This window comes from Polynucleobacter sp. JS-Mosq-20-D10 (assembly GCF_018687755.1).
Classification (GTDB): Bacteria; Pseudomonadota; Gammaproteobacteria; order Burkholderiales; family Burkholderiaceae; genus Polynucleobacter.
Genome location: NZ_CP061305.1, coordinates 785,942 through 804,283 on the forward strand (window position 1 = coordinate 785,942; position 18,342 = coordinate 804,283).

Annotated in this window: 17 protein-coding genes; 11 read left to right on the forward strand and 6 right to left on the reverse strand. The window is 46.3% G+C overall.

The genetic code is table 11. From position 1 onward, the window contains the following. Positions 1-13 precede the first annotated feature (13 nt). The 8 genes from FD967_RS04045 to FD967_RS04080 all read left to right on the forward strand — a co-directional run bounded on the left by FD967_RS04045 (position 14) and on the right by FD967_RS04080 (position 7,255). A complete protein-coding gene (locus tag FD967_RS04045) occupies positions 14-1,480 on the forward strand; it encodes an NADH-quinone oxidoreductase subunit M (protein WP_215326847.1) in 1,467 nt (488 codons plus the stop codon). Positions 1,481-1,490: 10 nt separating this feature from the next. Next, on the forward strand, positions 1,491-2,996 hold the full coding sequence (gene nuoN, locus FD967_RS04050; RefSeq protein WP_215326848.1) for an NADH-quinone oxidoreductase subunit NuoN: 1,506 nt from the start codon (positions 1,491-1,493) through the stop codon (positions 2,994-2,996). Positions 2,997-3,101: 105 nt separating this feature from the next. Then, positions 3,102-3,704: an NUDIX domain-containing protein gene (locus FD967_RS04055; RefSeq protein WP_215326849.1), complete on the forward strand. Its 603-nt coding sequence runs from the start codon at positions 3,102-3,104 to the stop codon at positions 3,702-3,704. A 60-nt stretch (positions 3,705-3,764) separates the two neighbouring features. After that, positions 3,765-4,292 carry a DUF1178 family protein gene (locus FD967_RS04060; protein WP_215326850.1) on the forward strand — a complete coding sequence of 176 codons (528 nt, stop codon included), beginning with the start codon at positions 3,765-3,767 and terminating at the stop codon, positions 4,290-4,292. An 81-nt stretch (positions 4,293-4,373) separates the two neighbouring features. Further along, positions 4,374-5,126, forward strand: coding sequence for a transporter substrate-binding domain-containing protein (locus FD967_RS04065; RefSeq protein ID WP_215326851.1), 753 nt, complete (start codon positions 4,374-4,376; stop codon positions 5,124-5,126). A 44-nt stretch (positions 5,127-5,170) separates the two neighbouring features. After that, positions 5,171-5,824 carry an amino acid ABC transporter permease gene (locus tag FD967_RS04070; RefSeq protein WP_215326852.1) on the forward strand — a complete coding sequence of 218 codons (654 nt, stop codon included), beginning with the start codon at positions 5,171-5,173 and terminating at the stop codon, positions 5,822-5,824. Between the two features lie 34 nt (positions 5,825-5,858). Beyond that, a complete protein-coding gene (locus FD967_RS04075) occupies positions 5,859-6,590 on the forward strand; it encodes an amino acid ABC transporter ATP-binding protein (protein WP_215326853.1) in 732 nt (243 codons plus the stop codon). Further along, a complete protein-coding gene (locus FD967_RS04080) occupies positions 6,590-7,255 on the forward strand; it encodes an amino acid ABC transporter permease (RefSeq protein ID WP_215326854.1) in 666 nt (221 codons plus the stop codon). The genes FD967_RS04075 and FD967_RS04080 overlap by 1 nt, the downstream gene beginning before the upstream one ends. A gap of 77 nt (positions 7,256-7,332) precedes the next feature. On the opposite strand, the gene FD967_RS04085 is transcribed toward FD967_RS04080, so the two are convergent. Beyond that, a complete protein-coding gene (locus FD967_RS04085; RefSeq protein ID WP_215326856.1) occupies positions 7,333-8,853 on the reverse strand; it encodes a CoA-acylating methylmalonate-semialdehyde dehydrogenase in 1,521 nt (506 codons plus the stop codon). Positions 8,854-9,004: 151 nt separating this feature from the next. Between FD967_RS04085 and FD967_RS04090 the strand changes: the two genes are divergently transcribed. From FD967_RS04090 to FD967_RS04100, 3 genes are all read left to right on the forward strand, one after another. Then, entirely contained in the window at positions 9,005-10,126 is a 1,122-nt protein-coding gene (locus FD967_RS04090) for an NADH:flavin oxidoreductase/NADH oxidase (RefSeq protein WP_215326858.1), read from the forward strand. A gap of 88 nt (positions 10,127-10,214) precedes the next feature. Continuing rightward, positions 10,215-11,147 carry a tripartite tricarboxylate transporter substrate binding protein gene (locus tag FD967_RS04095; RefSeq protein ID WP_251369117.1) on the forward strand — a complete coding sequence of 311 codons (933 nt, stop codon included), beginning with the start codon at positions 10,215-10,217 and terminating at the stop codon, positions 11,145-11,147. A gap of 11 nt (positions 11,148-11,158) precedes the next feature. After that, positions 11,159-11,818, forward strand: coding sequence for a SprT family zinc-dependent metalloprotease (locus FD967_RS04100; protein WP_215326862.1), 660 nt, complete (start codon positions 11,159-11,161; stop codon positions 11,816-11,818). A gap of 13 nt (positions 11,819-11,831) precedes the next feature. Here the strand turns inward: FD967_RS04100 and dnaQ are convergent, their stop codons facing one another. The 5 genes from dnaQ to FD967_RS04125 all read right to left on the reverse strand — a co-directional run bounded on the left by dnaQ (position 11,832) and on the right by FD967_RS04125 (position 18,308). Continuing rightward, on the reverse strand, positions 11,832-12,542 hold the full coding sequence (dnaQ, locus tag FD967_RS04105) for a DNA polymerase III subunit epsilon (protein WP_215326864.1): 711 nt from the start codon (positions 12,540-12,542) through the stop codon (positions 11,832-11,834). Beyond that, positions 12,542-15,640: an efflux RND transporter permease subunit gene (locus FD967_RS04110; RefSeq protein WP_215326865.1), complete on the reverse strand. Its 3,099-nt coding sequence runs from the start codon at positions 15,638-15,640 to the stop codon at positions 12,542-12,544. Before FD967_RS04110 ends, dnaQ begins: the two co-directional genes overlap by 1 nt. Further along, positions 15,637-16,947 carry an efflux RND transporter periplasmic adaptor subunit gene (locus tag FD967_RS04115; RefSeq protein WP_215326866.1) on the reverse strand — a complete coding sequence of 437 codons (1,311 nt, stop codon included), beginning with the start codon at positions 16,945-16,947 and terminating at the stop codon, positions 15,637-15,639. Before FD967_RS04115 ends, FD967_RS04110 begins: the two co-directional genes overlap by 4 nt. 115 nt (positions 16,948-17,062) lie before the next feature. Further along, a complete protein-coding gene (gene rnhA / locus FD967_RS04120; RefSeq protein WP_215326867.1) occupies positions 17,063-17,518 on the reverse strand; it encodes a ribonuclease HI in 456 nt (151 codons plus the stop codon). A gap of 4 nt (positions 17,519-17,522) precedes the next feature. Then, a complete protein-coding gene (locus tag FD967_RS04125; protein WP_251369091.1) occupies positions 17,523-18,308 on the reverse strand; it encodes a class I SAM-dependent methyltransferase in 786 nt (261 codons plus the stop codon). Between the last annotated feature and the right edge of the window lie 34 nt (positions 18,309-18,342).

Here is an 18,342-nt window from a genome sequence, read left to right on the forward strand (position 1 = left end):
TTAAGTAGCCATCATGATTCTTTCTTTCGCCATCTGGATCCCGATTTTCTTCGGCATCATTATTTTGTTCTACGGTTCAGAGAGACCCACAGCCGGTGTTCGCTGGTTAGCCCTCTTTGGTTCTGTACTGGGCTTTATTGCAACGCTGCCATTGATTATTCATTTCGATATTGCCAATCCTGGCATGCAATTTGTTGAAAAGATGAGTTGGATTCCGCGTTACGACATTAACTACCACTTGGGTATCGACGGAATATCAGTCTGGTTTATTGTTTTGACAGCCTTCATCAACATCCTCGTAGTGATTGCTGCCTGGGAAGTCATTGACAAGAAGGTTTCGCAATACATGGCCTCTTTCCTAGTCCTTTCTGGATTGATGATTGGTGTGTTTGCCGCTTTAGATGCTTTGCTGTTTTATGTATTCTTCGAAGCAACCCTAATCCCGATGTACATCATCATCGGTGTATGGGGCGGTCATAACCGGATCTATGCAGCATTTAAGTTCTTCTTGTATACCTTGCTTGGCTCATTGCTAACCTTGATTGCCATGCTCTATCTGTACAACGTGACTAATACCTTTGATATCCTGGCTTGGCATAACGCACGTCTAGACATCGTTGAACAAATCCTGTTGTTCTTCGCTTTCTTTATGGCCTTTGCCGTGAAGGTGCCAATGTGGCCTTTACATACTTGGTTGCCAGACGTTCACGTTGAAGCACCTACTGGTGGTTCCGTAGTGTTGGCTGCGATTATGTTGAAGCTAGGTGCTTATGGCTTCTTGCGTTTTTCATTACCAATTGCCCCGGATGCAAGTCAGTACCTTGGCCCATTCATCATTTTCTTATCATTAGTGGCTGTGATCTACGTTGGTGCAGTAGCGCTAGTTCAGAAAGATATGAAGAAGCTGGTGGCCTATTCATCAGTAGCGCATATGGGCTTTGTGACTCTCGGCTTCTTCCTCTTTAGTCCCTTGGGTATTGAGGGCGGCATTGTGCAGATGATTTCTCATGGCTTTGTTGCTGGTGCCATGTTCCTTTCTATTGGCGTCTTGTATGACCGTATGCATACCCGTCAAATTGCTGATTACGGCGGAGTTGTCCATCGCATGCCTGCCTTTACAGCCTTTGCTGTCTTAATGGCGATGGCGAACTGTGGATTACCCGCTACCTCTGGTTTCGTGGGTGAGTTCATGGTGATTCTGGCTGCTGTAGATTACGACTTCGTGATTGGTATCTTGGCATCAACCGCTTTGATTCTTGGTGCCGCTTACTCCTTATGGATGGTCAAGCGTGTATTCTTCGGCGCAATTACCAATCAGCATGTTGAGGAATTAAAAGATCTCAATGCGCGTGAGTATTTCATGATGGCGGTGTTGTCTATCTGTGTAATCGGTATGGGTGTTTATCCAAAGCCTTTTACCGACATGATTCATCCAGCTGTGATTAATCTGCTTCAGCATGTTGCTGTTAGCAAACTCTGAGTAAAAGCTAATGCAAGCATTTGACCTATACGCCGTCCTGCCGGAACTCGTTTTACTTGTAGTTGCCTGCCTTTTATTGGTGGCGAGTGTTTATGTACCTGAACATCAGCCAGCAACCCCAGGAGTAGAGCAGGATATATTCCACACGCCACGTGGCGTTGGATTTGTTTACTTTTTCACCATCATCTTGTTGGTGTATTTGATCTTTGCATTTATAGGTCGCATGGGAGATGTATCCATCGTAGCTATGAATGGCTTATTTCAGTCAGATCCCATTTCAAACCTCTTGAAAGCTTGTTCATGTGGAGCGGTATTGGTGAGCCTAGTGTATTCAAAACAGTACCTGACTGATCGCGCATTATTCCGTCCTGACTTCATTGTCTTGGCTTTGCTAGCCTTGTTAGGTCAATTTGTATTAATCTCCGGTGCAAACCTACTCACACTCTATTTGGGTCTTGAGCTGATGGCCCTGCCAACTTACGCCTTGGTGGCGATGCGTCACAGCAGCGAGAAGAGTGTTGAAGCAGGCATTAAGTACTTCATTCTTGGAGCTCTGGCATCTGGTTTCTTACTCTACGGCATGTCTATGTTGTACGGCGTAACTGGTTCACTCGATTTAATTGAGATCTTTAGAACTGTTGCTGACCCCCGTGTGAATCATTTGGTTATGGCCTTCGGCTTGGTATTTATTGTCTCCGGCTTGGCCTTTAAGTTGGGGGTTGTGCCGTTTCATATGTGGGTGCCTGATGTGTACCAAGGTGCCCCGACAGCAGTGACTTTAATGATTGCAGCCGCTCCCAAGTTAGCTGCTTTCGCTCTGCTATTCAGACTCTTGGTAAATACACTTTTGCCGCTGATGGGTGATTGGCAGCCGATGCTGGTGATCCTTGCCGTTTTATCCTTAGTAGTAGGAAATGTCACCGCTATTGCGCAAACTAATATCAAGCGGATGCTGGCTTATTCTGCGATTGCGCAAATGGGCTTTGTATTGCTCGGTATGCTATCCGTGTTTGATGATCATGCATTTAGTGCATCGATGTTCTATGTCATTACCTATGTCTTAACTACCTTGGGTAGCTTCGGCCTCATCATGATCTTGTCACGCAAGGGCCATGATTGCGAAACGATTGATGACCTCAAGGGTTTAAATAAGCGCCACCCCTGGTTTGCATTTATTGGTCTAGTAATGATGTTCTCTTTGGCTGGCATTCCGCCAACAGTGGGCTTTGCTGCCAAACTTGGCGTACTTGAAGCTCTGGTTGATGGCGAGCATACCTTCTTGGCAATTATTGCGGTGATCGCATCCTTGATTGGTGCCTTCTACTACTTGCGAGTGGTTAAGGTGATGTACTTTGATGAGCCAAAAGAAGAGCATGTTGCTGAGATTTCTGGATCTGGCTTTGCGCGCGGACTGTTGAGCTTGAATGCGATATTGGTTCTGGCTTTAGGGATCCTCCCAGCTGGGCTCATGGCTGTTTGCTTAGATGCAATGCGCCGCACTCTACTGGGTTCATAGGCGGAATCATCAATCAGATTGCGATATAGGCTCCTTACAGGAGCCTTTTTCTTTGCTGTCACCTAGATTTTGTATGATGAACGTTCAATTAATGAAAGATGTATGATGACTGAAAAATCATTTAAAGACCTACCAATCGGTGATGCCCATTTGAGGGAAGAATGCTTATCCAGTGAGGATATTTACGGCGGTATCTTTTTGAACATGAAGCGCGATCAAGTCAGTCTGCCAGACGGAAATCAGGCTGTACGTGAATATCTTACTCACCCTGGTGCAGTCGCTATTCTAGCGATCTTAGATGATGGTAGGGTGCTGATGGAGCGTCAATATCGCTACCCGATTGCAAAGGCCTGTATTGAGATTCCTGCGGGTAAGTTGGAAATTGGTGAAGATCGATTACTTTGTGCGCAAAGAGAACTTGAGGAGGAGACTGGCTACTCTGCAAGTAAATGGAGTTTTATACGCCGCATTCATCCGGTGATTTCGTATTCGACAGAATTTATTGATCTCTATTTAGCTGAAGGTTTAGTATCCGGCAAAAGCCACTTAGATGATGAAGAGTTTTTAGATGTCTTTGCGGCCCCTTTGGAGCAATTATTAGAATGGGTAGAGCGGGGAGAGATTACGGATGTGAAGACGACCATTGCGACTTATTGGCTGGATCGCTGTCGTCGTGGTTTAGTCACTCCTGAGCCTATTTCGGGCTAATTCAACTATCGATTAAAATAGGGCTATTGAATTTGGTATTTTTGCCCCTATATAGGTCTTATGAAAGTTTATAACCTCGCTTGCCCGCTGTCTCATCGCTTTGAGGGATGGTTTGCCTCTGAAGAGGATTGCCTTGCTCAGCAAGACAAGGGAATGCTGGCGTGTCCTATTTGCGATAGTACGGAGATTTCCCGGATGCCGTCGGCTCCACATATTGCTAAATCAGGATCTAGCAAAGATACTCCGACTTCAACTGAACTTACCGTCGCCAGTTCTGCGACAACTGATCATACCGGTGTCACTGGGACATTGAGTGGTGATGTCGTTGCGTTGACTGGTGGCGATCATTCTCAGTTAGAGGCGCAGGTACAGGCAGCCTTTTTAAAGGGTATGCGTGAGTTGATGGGGCGTTCGGAAGACGTTGGGAGTTCGTTTGCAGAAGAAGCTCGAAAAATTCACTATAAGGAATCTCCTGAGCGCAGTATCCGCGGTCAAACTACTCTTGACGAAGCTGAGGCTTTGCGCGATGAGGGGATTGAGGTGTTGGCAATGCCTATGATGCCTGCACTAAAAAATACCTTACAGTAGCCGGCACCTTCCTAATTCCCCTATACTTGGTGTGCACCCAGAGTCTGGGTATGACCATTTATTAGAATAGGAGAAGTACCCATGAAACGCTTTTTTTTAGCATTGTTTGCAGCTGTCCTAGCGCTCACCATTGTGGCTTGCTCCAAGTCCTCTGATACAAAAGAAATTAAGGTTGCAGTTTCTCCTGCATCTCCCCCCATGTTATTTGATGATAAAGGGCAGATCGTTGGCGTTGATATGGATATTTTCCAGGGCTTCTGCCAGTCGCGTGGATGTACTTTAAAAGTCACTCCGTATGATTGGGCTGGAATGTTGGGCGCTGTCTCTAGTGGTCAGGCTGATGTGGCTTTCTCAGGAATTTCTATTACGGACAAGCGTAAAGAGGTGATGGATTTTTCCCAGCCTTACTATGACAATGCTTGGCATCTTGTGAGCATGAAGAATAAAAATATTCAGATCACTGACTTAAATCAGCTCAAGAAATACTCCATTGGCTATCCACGTGGCATGGCATACGATGACCTCATCAAGAATGAGCTAGAGCCAAAGGGTTTCTATTCACTAAGCAAGGTCAAGCTCTATCCCTCATATGCAGAAGTGATTACCGATCTGCAGAATGGTAATTTGGATCTAGCCTTTATTGAGGAACCGGTATTCCTGAATTACGAAAATAAACTACAGTTGCCGATTCAGAGTAGCTATGTATTTCAGGGCTTTGATAAGCTAGGTTTTGCTTTTGCTAAAGGTTCTAAGCTGCGCGATGATTTTGATAAATACCTTAACGAACTTGGCCCAGAAAAAATTAAAGCCATTCTGGATAAGTGGATGAAATAAACTCCATTTATTAATACCTCAATCAGTAGTCAAAAGGCTGCCCTGTGACTTTTCTGGATATTCTTGCTCAGTTAGCTCAGGGCATTTCTTATACAGTTCTAGTAACTCTCGTTTGCTCACTAACGGGCTTAGTCGTCGGCTTATTTTTAGCAAGTCTACGCCGTCTCGATATTCCCTGGCTAACCCCGCTGATTGACTGCTATACCTATGTCTTTAGGGGTGTGCCAGTTTTGGTCTTACTGTTTATGGTGTACTTTGGCTTACCAGGCATTGGCCTTAAGGTTCCGCCTTTGATGGCGATGGTGCTCAGTTTAGGTCTAGTAGCATCCGCCTATTTAGCCGAGGTATTTCGAGGGGCGTTTAACTCAGTAGATCCTACTGAAGTCGTTGCTGCCCAGGCCATGGGAATGACTCGTATACAAGTTCTCAGGTTTATCGAGTTACCCCAAATGCTGCGATTTTCAGTTTCGGGTATGGTCAATGAGTTCACCTCGGTGCTCAAATATTCTCCATTTGCCTATACGGTGGGGATTCCGGAGATTACCAAGCAAGCTATGACACTCACTTCAACCACGCTACGTGGTATTGAGGTCTATCTAGCTGTGGGCATTTTATATTTCGTGATTTACCGAATTTGCTTAGTCGGCATTCAACTTCTGAGTAGGCGTTTCCAAATTCCAGGCATGGCCCCAGTATGAGCGCTAGCACTACATTACTTAAAGAGGTAATCCTGTGGCATTAATTCAAGTGAGGGATTTGGTAAAAGAGTTTGATGGACAAACCGTCTTATCCAACATTAATCTGGATTTAAAAGAGGGCGATGTTCGGGTCTTGATGGGTGCCTCTGGCTCTGGTAAATCTACCTTATTACGTTGCCTTAATCGCTTAGTTGAGCCCACCTCGGGATCGATTGTTTTTAGAGGTAAGGAAGTATTGCATCCTGACGTGGATGTCCGGGAGCTGCGTAAGCAAATTGGTTTTGTATTTCAGCAATTCGCCCTTTACAGTCATCTCACCGTCTTGGATAACGTGTCATTAGGTCTGCGTAAATTGCATCAGATGGGCAAAGCGCAGGCTAAAGAAAAAGCCCTCCAAGAGCTATCCCATTTTGAAATGACATCTCATCAAGATAAGTATCCCGCACAGCTTTCTGGCGGACAGAAGCAGAGGGTGGCTATTGCCCGTGCACTCGCCATGGATCCAGCAGTCTTGGTGCTCGATGAGCCTACCTCAGCACTAGATCCTGTCATGTCTAGAGATGTAGCGGATCTGATCAATCGCTTGCATAGCGAAGGGATCACGATGATCTGCGTGACCCATGACCTTAACTTGGCACGCAATATTGCAGATACCGTGATGTTTCTAGATCGCGGCGTCATTCGAGCCGATGACCGTATTGATATATTGAGTAAACATTCTGATCCAGATATCAAAGCCTTCTTTGGTGCCGAGGAGAAGCGTTAATGGGCGGGTGGCCATCCTTCATTCGTGATCTCACGGAGCAGATGCCCATGATTTTGACAGGGCTAGTGAAGACCTTGCAATTGGCGGGCTTGATTAGTGTTTCAGGATTGCTGTTAGGCATCGTGGTGTTTTATCTCACGCTGAGTAAAAACCAATACGTGCGTAGTGCCATCAACTCTTATATCTCCTTTTTTATCGGCATGCCATTAATTGTTTTATTGTTCTTAATGTATTACGGCTTGCCACAGTGGGGCGTTCGACTCCCTCCATTCACAGTCGCTTTCATTGGATTTACATTTAACGTAGCAGCTTACAATGCGGCATATCTAAAGACTGCCTTTAATGGTTTGGATAAGAGTCAGTTGGAGGCAGCGAGTGCGCAGGGCTTCAGTCCTTTACAGATCTTTCGGTTGATTACCTTGCCGCAGGTGATTCGACTGTCTATTCCAGCATTAACGAATCAAGTAATTGCAAATCTCAAAGATAGCTCGGTTGCGTTCTTGATTCAGTACACTGAATTCTTTGCGCGGGTACAAGAGTTGGCTGCGACCAACTTCCAATTCTTCAAAGCCTATTTTTTGGCTGCCTTGGTTTACTTAGTCTTGGTATCAGTGATTGTGTTGTTCGCTCGCGCCATTGAGAGGCGTTATCTTATCCCCGCTTAATCGAGAATGAACAATAAAAAAAATAGCGGCCCAAGGGTCGCTATTTTTATCTGCAGATACTGTCTGCGGACCAGCAATTACTTCGAAGTCGGCATCACAAACTCTGCACCCTTGGCAATGCTCTCAGGCCAGCGTTGCATCACGCTCTTTTGCTTGGTATAGAAACGAACGCCTTCTTTGCCGTAGGCATGCATATCGCCAAAGAGCGATTTCTTCCAACCTCCAAAACCATGCCAAGCCATTGGAACGGGGATAGGTACGTTAATGCCAACCATACCTACTTGTACGCGGCGAGCAAATTCACGGGCAATATTACCGTCGCTCGTAAAGCAAGCTACGCCATTACCAAATTCACAGGAATTCACTAAATTCAGAGCCTCGGTGAAGTTTGCTACTCGCATACAAGATAGTACTGGTCCGAAAATTTCTTCTAGATAGATTTTCATGTCGGGGGTAACGTTATCAAAGAGGGTGCCTCCGATAAAGAAGCCACTCTCATGTCCTGGCACCTTCAAACCACGACCATCAACTAATAATTTTGCACCGGAAGCAACGCCGCTATCAATGTAGCCGGTGATGCGCTCTAAGGCAGCTTTAGTAACAATAGGACCCATTTCAGCGTCGAGCTCCATGCCGTTCTTCACCTTAAGAGTTTTAGTGCGCTCAATGAGTTTTGGCATGATTTTCTCGGCAACATCACCCACCAAAACTGCCACTGAGATTGCCATGCAGCGCTCGCCAGCAGAGCCATAGGCCGCACCAATCAAAGCATCAATCGTCTTATCGATATCAGCATCAGGCATCACGACCATGTGATTCTTGGCACCACCTAAAGCCTGTGAGCGCTTACCGAAGTGCGCACAACGCTCATAGATGTAATTAGCAATTGGAGTTGAGCCTACAAAGCTTACTGCCTTGACATCAGGATTCTCAATCAAGGCATCTACCGCTTCTTTATCGCCTTGTACTACGTTAAACACGCCATCAGGCAAGCCAGCTTCTTTTAATAGCTTAGCCATGAACAAGGATGCGGATGGATCAGTAGGGCTAGGCTTCAGAATGAAGGAGTTCCCACAGGCAATCGCCACTGGGAACATCCACATTGGTACCATGACAGGGAAGTTAAATGGCGTCACGCCAGCAACCACCCCTAAAGGCTGGCGCATTACCCAGTTATCAATATCGGTAGACACTTGCTCGGTGTAATCGCCCTTGAGTAGCTCCGGAATGCCGGTGGCGAATTCCACAATTTCAATGCCGCGAGTAACTTCCCCTTGGGCGTCGGTAAATACTTTGCCGTGTTCTGCGGTAATGATGGCAGCTAATTCATCACGGTTTGCGTTGAGCAGCTCAAGATACTTAAACATAATGCGCGCACGGCGCAATGGGGAGGTCTGGCTCCAAGTCTGGAATGCTGCCTGAGCATTTGCTACAACATCATCAACCTCTTGTCGGCTAGCTAGGGCTATGCGTCTAGCGACAGCTCCTGTGGAGGGATTAAATACATCGGCGAAACGACCGTCTTTTGGGTTGACGACTTTGCCGCCAACGAAATGACCAATATCTTCTTTTGATGTAAAAGCTTGGGGTGCGCTCATAGTGATTTACTTAATATTCTATTGTCTGGTTTTGGGTTCAATAAAGATGCTTGGGCTAGATTCCGCACAACTTTATGGTCTCGTTTATTCTACTGACTCTATTTTATCGTTTTAGCTATTTTTACGCTTTTTAGCCCCCTAAGGTAAGTAAATGAGTCTTCTATTCTCCAGTTATGTTCTAAGCTCCCCGAAGGGGCCTTTAACCCTATCAAACCGAGTCGTAGTAGCCCCAATGTGTCAATACTCTGCAGTTAATGGAGAGGCTCAGGATTGGCATTTAATGCACTGGGGCAATCTCCTGAATAGTGGCGCAGGGCTTTTCATCATCGAAGCCACCGGTGTGACCCCTGAGGGGCGTATTACCCCTGTATGCCTGGGTTTGTGGGATGACCGCACAGAAGCAGCCCTGAAAGATAAGCTCACGAGGGCTCGGAGTTTAGCTCCAGCCACTCCGGTCTTTATTCAGCTGGCGCATGCTGGCCGCAAAGCCTCAAGTGCTAGCCCTTGGGCTGGCGGTCAATTGCTCTCCAAAGAGCAGGGCGGCTGGGACATGGTTGCGCCATCAGCCATTCCACAGCTTAAAGATGAGCGTTTGCCGCATGAGCTCTCAAAAACAGAGTTGGCTGAGCTCATGGCTGCATTTGTTATTGCGGCACAGCGGGCTGAGCGGATTGGGGTCGATGGTATTGAGCTGCATGGTGCCCATGGCTATCTGTTGCACCAGTTTTTGTCGCCAATCGCCAATCAACGTACGGATGAATATGGCGGCTCTTATGAAAACCGTATCCGCTTTCCATTGGAATTATTTGCGGCGGTACGAAAGGCTTATCAAGGTGTTTTAGGTATCCGCATCTCTGCGAGCGATTGGATTGAGGGTGGTTGGACTCCCGAAGAGACGGCTGATTTTGCTGCTCGACTAAAGCCCTTGGGATGTGATTTTGTACACATCTCATCCGGGGGGATTTCTCCATTGCAAAAGATTGCGATTGGACCAAATTACCAAGTGCCATTTGCTAAGATTGTGAAAGATAAGTCTGGTATTCCGACCATGACAGTTGGCTTGATTACCGAGCCTGCGCAAGCTGAAGCTATTTTGCAAAAAGGGGATGCGGATTTAATCGCTCTGGCACGCGCATTTTTATACAAACCTCGTTGGGCTTGGGAGGCTGCTGCAGCCTTGGGCGGCACCGTGCCTTCAAATGAGCGTTACTGGCGCTGCTTACCGCGTGAAGCCCAGGCCATTTTTGGTGATGTCAAAGTAGGGCAGCGATAATTCGTTTCAAACAACAAATAAAACCCAGTTTCTGGAGATCAATATGAAATCAATCAAACTCATCTACCGTTCTTTAGTCATCATTGGTATGGCATTGGGCTCTCATTTCGTTCATGCCCAATCATTCCCAGATCGACCAATTACCCTGGTTGTCCCGAACCCGCCTGGAGGTTTGGTGGATACCTCAGCGCGTTTATTGAGCGAGCCCTTAAGTCGGGTGATTGGTCAGCCGGTGATTGTGGATAACAAACCAGGTGCTAGCGGAAACACTGCCTATCAATATGTGGCTAAGGCCAAGCCCGATGGATACACCTTGTTGATTTCTTATTCTGGATACCACGTTGGTAACCCTTCCTTGATGGATAAATTGCCGTGGGACCCGATTAAAGATTTTTCTCCAGTTGGTCTCCTGACAGTTTCTACGAATGTGATTGCGGTGCATCCTTCGGTACCTGTGAACAACTTAAAAGAGTTGATTGCTTACGCTAAAGCCAATCCTGGAAAGCTCAATTACGCTTCGCAGGGCAATGGTTCGGTATCTCATATTGGCACGGAAATCTTTAAGCAAAATACTGGTGTGGATATCGTTCACGTACCGTACAAGGGTTCTGGTCCTGCAATACAGGATGTATTGGCAGGTCAGGTACAAGTCTTTATCACGACACCACCTTCGGTGATGCAACACGTACAAAGTGGAAAGCTGAAGGGCTTGGCTGTTACAGGTAAAAGCCGTCACCCTGGCATGCCCAATGTGCCTACTACTGCTGAAGCAGGCTTACCTACTTTCCAATTGGAATCTTGGGTAGCTTTATATGCTCCAGCAGGCACGCCAGCACCAGTCATTACTAAGTTGACCGAGTCTGTTAAGAAAAGTCTGGCTCTACCTGAGGTGAAAGAGCGTTCTGATGCAGCCGGTGTTGAGTTGCGTTATCTAACGCCTTCACAGATGGATGCCCTGCTGAAAAAAGAATTGCCTTATTGGGATAAAGCAATCAAATCAGCCAATATCAAGCTGGATTAAGTGATCCATAAATGAAACAACACTCCGTACGAGAATCTTGGTTAGAAGATGCTGTAAGACATTTGGAGCCGGTATTCTCCAAGGCGGGATATGCCATACCCCCAGTGAGAGTATCTTGTGGCTTTCCAGCCTCTAGCAGTCCCCGAACGACCTTAGGGCAATGTTGGCCGCGTGAGCGCTCTGGTGGTGGGGTTAACGAGATCTTTATTTCACCTAAGATAGATGATCCCGTTCAGTTATTAGACACTTTGGTACATGAGTTATGCCATGCCGTGGATGATTGCTTCAGCGGCCATGGCGAGGACTTCAAGGGCATTGCTCAGACTGTTGGTTTGGAAGGTCCCGCCAGAATGGCTCATGCGACCGAAGAGTTGATGGTGCGTCTCATGATGATTAGTCAAGAGCTTGGACCATATCCACATCAGGCAATTGTTTTTCCGCCTCCAAGGCCGAGTAATGCGAGTCGCAATAAAGCCAAATGTAGCCAGTGCGGATATGAGGTGACGCTACTAAAGAAGTGGGCAACATATGGCGCACCTATTTGCCCTAAGGACAATATTCGAATGCAAGAAGCGCTTATCGAGACAATCGAAAATACGACCGAGCACGATACAGAATCTGTTACAGGATCGAAGCCTAAGGCAGATGAAATCCGCCGCGCTATCAGCTAATGAAAAAGACTGATTAACTAGCAACAGCAGAAGGGCTCCAAACGGAATCCTTTTTACTTGCCTTGGCAATTTCAACTAAGATCTTTTCATGCAACAGGCAATCTTCTTCGCTCGCTGTCAGGATTTTGAGTTTGGTGGGTAATGCCTTCACATGTCCTGAGGCATCAGTACCAACGGTGTAATCAATGAGGTCAATCGATAAATCTTCTTGCCCACGTGTCATGGCTACATAGACTTCAGCCAATAATTGGGCATCCAATAAAGCGCCGTGCAAGGTTCGATGTTGATTGCTAATCGCAAAGCGTTCACAGAGGGCATCGAGCGAATTACGCTTGCCCGGAAACATTTGACGGGCATCGAGCAAGGTATCGGTAATTTTGGAGGCAAGGCCCCTAAAAGCCGGGCGCTTGAGCAATGCAAATTCATTATCAAGAAAGCCTAAGTCAAACGCTGCATTATGAATAACTACCTCAGCCCCATCAACAAATTCAATTAACTCTTCCACAATATTTGAAAATACTGGCTTGTCAGATAGGAACTCACGAGAGAGTCCATGAACTGCAAAGGCACCAGCATCGATATCACGTTCAGGATTAATGTAGTAATGAAAGGTGCGATCAGTTAAGCGACGGCCCACCATCTCAACGCAACCAATTTCAATAATACGATCGCCTGTAGCGGGATTTAGACCAGTTGTTTCGGTATCGAGAATCACTTGACGCATTAGGTGCCTTCTAAGACAGTGGGAGGTATTTCAAGGGGTCCGTTACCCGCATATTTATCCAGATACAGATAGATCACAGGGGTAATGATGAGCGTAACAAACTGCGAGAAAATTAATCCGCCTGCTACGCTGATTCCTAAAGGTTGGCGCAGCTCCGCTCCGGCACCAAGGCCAAGGGCGATAGGTAAGGCACCCATGAGCGCTGCAACAGTAGTCATCATGATGGGGCGAAAGCGCAAGATACAGGCTTCACGAATCGCTTTTTCGGGAGTCATACCTTGATTACGCTGCGCATCTAATGCAAAGTCAATCATCAAAATTGCATTTTTCTTCACAATACCGATGAGCAGCAAGATGCCGATCGAAGCCACAACAGTTAGCTCAAATCCGAAGATGCGTAAAGACAAAATTGCACCAATCGCTGCAGAGGGCAGGCCAGCCAAAATGGTGAGAGGATGGATATAGCTCTCGTACAGAACGCCAAGTAAGATATAAATAACACCTAGTGCAGCCAATAGCAAAATGACCTGACCCGATTGATTGTCTTTAAATACAGCTGCATCACCACCATAACTCGTGATGATGGAAGGTGGTAAATCAACTGCCTTAACAAAGCCATCTATTGCCTTTGTTGCATCCCCTAAGAAAACATCTGGAGCGAGGTTAAAAGAAATCGTTACCGCTGGAATTTGACCCTGGTGGTTTACTGCAGTGGGTCCCACAGTTCTGACAAAGCTCGCCAGACTGGATAGCGGAATCAATTTATCTGTCGCTCTACCCCGAACGAAGACCTTGTTCAAGTCTGTCTCAAATTGACGATCATTCTCTGCTGTTTCCAAAATCACATAATAGGTATTGACGGGGGTGTATATGGTGGATACCTGTCTTTCACCGAAGGAAGAGTAGAGGGCAGTACGAATATCGGCAATGGACACTCCTGCACTGGCAGCTTTTTCCCGATCAATTTCAATTTTGACATTCAAACCTTTTAATTGCGAGTCACTAGTGACATCCTTAAAAATTGGATCAGCCCGCATTTTTTGCAACAATTTCTCAGCCCATTCATTGACACCTTCAAAGCCAACGCTTTGCAGGGTAAATTGATAGCGACTTTTACTGCTTCGACCACCTAGCTGTAAATTTTGTACCGGGCTCATGTAGACCTGAATACCGGGAATTTCTTTAAACTTAGATCTAAGGCCCTCCATGACCTTGCTCATTTTTTGGCGCTCATCCTTGGGCTTCAGAATGATGAAGAATCTTCCGGTATTGCGACCTGAACTTTGGCCGCCGCCAAGAATAGAGATTGAGGTTGCAACATTAGGATCGCTATCCACCACTTTCGCAGCCCGATCTTGCAAAGCCATCATTGCGCTAAAGGAAGTGTCTTCAGATGCCTCAACAGTCACGCGTAACTGGCCAATGTCTTCTTCTGGAAAGAATCCTTTTGGACTGTAGACAAAAAGAGCAATCGTGATGACAAAGCTGGCTAATGCCCCAAATAACACTCTTCTTCTATTTGCTAAGGCTAAATCTAAAAAGTGAACATATTTCTTTAAAGTCCATTCATATGCGCGATCGAACTGCTTTGTGATTTCATATTCTTTTGGATGCTCACCAGGTTTAGGCAAAAAGCGGCTGCATAACATTGGTACTACTGTTAATGAGACAACGGCCGATACTAGGATTGATAGCGTCACCACAACGGCAAATTCTCTAAAGAGGAGACCAATTGGGCCGGCGATGAAAAATAGTGGAATAAATACCGCCACTAGCGACACGGAGATTGAGATGATCGTAAAGCCAACCTCTTTGCTACCTTTTAAAGCAGCTTTTAAGGGATCCATACCTTCTTCAACATAACGCATGATGTTTTCTAATACTACGATTGCATCATCTACCACCAAGCCAACAGCAAGAGTGATACCCAGCAAGGAAATATTATTAAGGCTGTAGCCTAAAAAGTAGAAAACAAAGAATGCACCGATCAGAGAAATCGGTAAGCTAATGGATGGAATGACAGTTGCAGACACATGCTTTAGAAATAGGAAGATTACCAAGACAACGAGTGCGATAGTGAGAAGCAGGGTGAGATTGACATCATGAATCGACTCAATAATCGAAAGCGATCGGTCATTAATCAGCGTTAACTGAATAGATTCCGGCATTTGCGCTTGTAGAGAAGGTAACAGTTTTTTAATGGAGTCAACAACTTCAACCGTATTGGCATTTGGTTGGCGAAGTACGGCAATCGCTATTGAGCGCTCACCTTTTGCCGAGGCAAAGGTCTTTACGTCCTCAAAGCTCTCTTGTACATCAGCAACATCTTTGAGATAAATTGGATATCCATTACGCTGGGCAACGATCAGGTTACCAAATTCTTCAGCTGACACTAGTTGTGGATTGGCATAGATGGTGATCAGCTGGCGGGGGCCATCAAGGGTTCCAACAGGGCTATTGGTATTGGCTTTGTTGACTGCAGCTGCCACCTCATCCATGGTGATATTGCGATTACCCAAAGCATCTGGTCTCACGCTCACTCTGACTGCATAGCGCTTTGCTCCATAAACTGCTACTTGTGAAACCCCAGAAATAGTGGATAAGTTCGGGGACATCAGGTTCTCTGCATAAGCATTCATTTCAGAGAGGCTGATTGACGGGGAGCTCATGCGCACAATTAATACGGGTGTATCGGCAGGATTAATCTTTCGATACGAAGGAGGTACCGTCATTTCAATTGGCAAACGGCGTTGGGCCCGTAAGAGGGCTGCCTGAACATCTACGGCCGCCTTATCAATATCACGATCGCTTGTAAATTCAAGGGTGACACTCGTTGAGCCAAGTGAGTTGGTGGAGCTGATGACTTTGATGCCGTCAATGGTTGAAAATTCTTTTTCAAGCGGCAGTGCAACAGCCGAAGCCATAATTTCAGGTGATGCACCAGGTAAGCTGGCCGATACAGAAATAACTGGCGTATTAAAACTAGGAAGAGCGGCTACTGGAATCTTAAAATAGGCAACACCCCCAGCAATGACAGTTGCAATAGATAGCAATACCGTCATTACGGGACGTCTAATGCATAGCTCAGAAAGCGTCATTTTGGTTCAGCGGTAGAAGTTTTATCAGCGGGGGGCTTCTCTGATTTAGCAGCTTTTGCCTCACGCACCTTACTGCCAGTGCGTAAATTCTGCTTACCCTCAACCACAATGCGATCGCCAGAATTAATTCCAGTAATGACTGAGGTGCTCAGGTACTCATAGGGTACTTTCACTGGCTTTGCGGTGACTTTATCGTCCTTATCAACTACATATACTAGACGCCCAGCAGGGCCAATGACAACGGCTTGAGTGGGAACGGCAATCACGTCTTTTAAGGTGTTGGCATTGAGCGAAACGCGTGCAAATTGCCCAGGAAGTATTTCCAACTTATCGTTCGGAATTTGTGCTTTTACTCGAACTGCGGCAATCAATGGGTCAACTTGGTTATCGATCACCAGAACTTGACCTTCATAAGTATTTTTTCCGGTATCACCAATAGTCACTTTTACTTTTAAAGGCGCATCATCTTTTTTATTTTCTAAAATGATGGGAATATCCTTTTCTGGAATGACAAACTGAACATTAATTGGATTCAGTTGCGTGATTGTGACCATCGAACCTACGCTCGAGGTGGCAGTTGAGCTTGTTGAAGTTGTTACGACATTACTTGCTTGCACTAAAGAGCCGGGGAAGACGTTGATGATGCCTGCTCTTCCGTTAATCGGTGAGCGAATTGAGTCAAAAGAGAGTTGTACCTCGGCAGAGCGGGCAGCAGCTTGTGCGGACCTAGCATTGGCTAAGGAGGTTTCTAATCCTGCTTTGGATATGAAGTTTTTGGCAACCAATTCTTTTGCACGTAAATACTGTTGCTGAGCATCATCGGCGAGTGCTTTTAACTTTTCATAGTTAGCGCGGTCGTTGCGATCATCCAGAGTAAAGAGGAGCTCACCTTCTTTGACTTCTTGCCCATCCTTCACGTGAATGGTCTTTACTGTATTGGTAATCATTGGGCGAATATCGACGATGCTATTAGAGACAATCGTGCCAGTGGCCTCAATAATGAGAGGGATATCCTTTTTTTCAACTACAAAGCTGGTAATAGTTTGAGGTCCACCGCCGGCTTTGCTAGGAGCTGGGAAAAAATAGTTGTAGGTTTTAAATCCAGCATACAAAATGATCAGCACAATCAGAATGCGCCACTTGTATTTCAGGACAAATGCTTTGGCAGTGGCGAAATCTAATTTCTTTGGGTTACCAAGTCGTGGTGAAACCTTGTTCCAAAGACTGCATAAGCGGGCTTTGATCCAATTTTTGAGCTTTGGGAGCTGCGCGACTACTTTATCGAGCGCTGATTCTATTTTTGACACGGTCTCGGTTATTTCTTGGCTCTATATGGGTTTTGCGGGGAATTTGGTAACAGCTTTGAATGCAATCATTCTCTCATAAGACCGTAAGAAATGGGCTATAGGGCATTGGCCCAAATTAGGGTAGAAATTCTTCTACACCTTTGTTTGCCAAGAGGTCTGCGAGCTCATTTCCGGGGTGGCCGTTGTGTCCACGAACCCAATGCCACGTGATCTGATGGCCGGGAATGAGGGCATCTAGTTCTTGCCATAAATCGGCATTTTTGACGGGATCTTTGCTGGCGGTCTTCCAACCCCTTTTTTTCCAACCCTCCAGCCACTCAGTAACCCCTTTTTGGACATATTGTGAGTCTGTCCAAAGCTCTACAGAGCTCGTTTGCTTGAGGGCTCGAAGTGCATGAATTACGGCGCTAATTTCCATCCGATTGTTGGTGGTGTGTTCGGCACCACCATGAAGGTGCTTCTCATGGCCGCCTGAGCGCAAGACGGCACCCCAACCCCCGGGACCAGGGTTGCCTTTGCAGGCACCATCGGTATAAATGACGATGTGAGGAAGTGGTTTAGTGTGAGACATGCCGTTAATTTACTCGGTCCTGCTTGTTCACTAACTGCTGGCGACTTTCAGCTACAGGGTTTAATTGAGTGATTGCTGGGATGCGCAGACCTTGGACTTGTCCAATAAGGCGGATGCCTTGCTGACGCTTAATGGCAGAAACTAGGAAAACAGCCCCAAAAATAGGCCACCAGCGGTTGCCAGCAGGCTCCATAAAGTCCATTCTGGCCATGCCTGACTCACCACTCAAGGGCAGTTTATAGCAGCCAAAATGACCTCTATCTAGTGAGAAGTTCAGTAACTGCAACCAGTCTTTAATTCTGAGAAGGCCAATAAATTGCCCATCCCTTGGTAGATAAGGGGTGCCGATCAATCTGCTGAGATATTGGCGAATACCCCAAAGACTAGCCGGATTAAATCCGGAAATAATCAAGCGGCCCTCAGGGCGAAGGACGCGCTCAGCTTCTCGCAGAATTTGATGAGGATCAGTAGCAAATTCCAAGACATGTGGCATCACTAATAAATCGATGGACTCAGAGGCAAAGGGCAGCTCATTGGCGTTGCCCTCAATCTGATGCCAATTAAACTGACCAGCCTGTTTTTGGCGATCATGAGTGTTCATCAGCAGGGCGTGCAAAGGCATGCGGTTTTCTGCCAAGGTGTTGATTTGCGGCAAACCAATTTGTACGGCATAAAAACCAAAGACATCAGCCACAATTTGGTTAAAACATTTTTGCTCCCAGGCAAGCACATAGCGCCCAGGAGGCGATTGCAGCCATTTTTCCCACGAACTCCATGGTGGTGCGGGCATCTGAGAGGGGGCGGGTGGGGTTGGTATCATCGGT

Excerpts from the sequence above, each read along its gene's own strand:
- FD967_RS04045 (WP_215326847.1), top strand. The coding sequence starts at position 14 with ATGATTCTTTCTTTCGCCATCTGGATCCCGATTTTCTTCGGCATCATT.
- nuoN (WP_215326848.1), top strand. The coding sequence starts at position 1,491 with ATGCAAGCATTTGACCTATACGCCGTCCTGCCGGAACTCGTTTTACTT.
- FD967_RS04055 (WP_215326849.1), top strand. The coding sequence starts at position 3,102 with ATGACTGAAAAATCATTTAAAGACCTACCAATCGGTGATGCCCATTTG.
- FD967_RS04060 (WP_215326850.1), top strand. The coding sequence starts at position 3,765 with ATGAAAGTTTATAACCTCGCTTGCCCGCTGTCTCATCGCTTTGAGGGA.
- FD967_RS04065 (WP_215326851.1), top strand. The coding sequence starts at position 4,374 with ATGAAACGCTTTTTTTTAGCATTGTTTGCAGCTGTCCTAGCGCTCACC.
- FD967_RS04080 (WP_215326854.1), top strand. The coding sequence starts at position 6,590 with ATGGGCGGGTGGCCATCCTTCATTCGTGATCTCACGGAGCAGATGCCC.
- FD967_RS04085 (WP_215326856.1), bottom strand. The coding sequence starts at position 8,853 with ATGAGCGCACCCCAAGCTTTTACATCAAAAGAAGATATTGGTCATTTC.
- FD967_RS04090 (WP_215326858.1), top strand. The coding sequence starts at position 9,005 with ATGAGTCTTCTATTCTCCAGTTATGTTCTAAGCTCCCCGAAGGGGCCT.
- FD967_RS04095 (WP_251369117.1), top strand. The coding sequence starts at position 10,215 with ATGGCATTGGGCTCTCATTTCGTTCATGCCCAATCATTCCCAGATCGA.
- FD967_RS04100 (WP_215326862.1), top strand. The coding sequence starts at position 11,159 with ATGAAACAACACTCCGTACGAGAATCTTGGTTAGAAGATGCTGTAAGA.
- dnaQ (WP_215326864.1), bottom strand. The coding sequence starts at position 12,542 with ATGCGTCAAGTGATTCTCGATACCGAAACAACTGGTCTAAATCCCGCT.
- FD967_RS04110 (WP_215326865.1), bottom strand. The coding sequence starts at position 15,640 with ATGACGCTTTCTGAGCTATGCATTAGACGTCCCGTAATGACGGTATTG.
- rnhA (WP_215326867.1), bottom strand. The coding sequence starts at position 17,518 with ATGTCTCACACTAAACCACTTCCTCACATCGTCATTTATACCGATGGT.
- FD967_RS04125 (WP_251369091.1), bottom strand. The coding sequence starts at position 18,308 with ATGCCCGCACCACCATGGAGTTCGTGGGAAAAATGGCTGCAATCGCCT.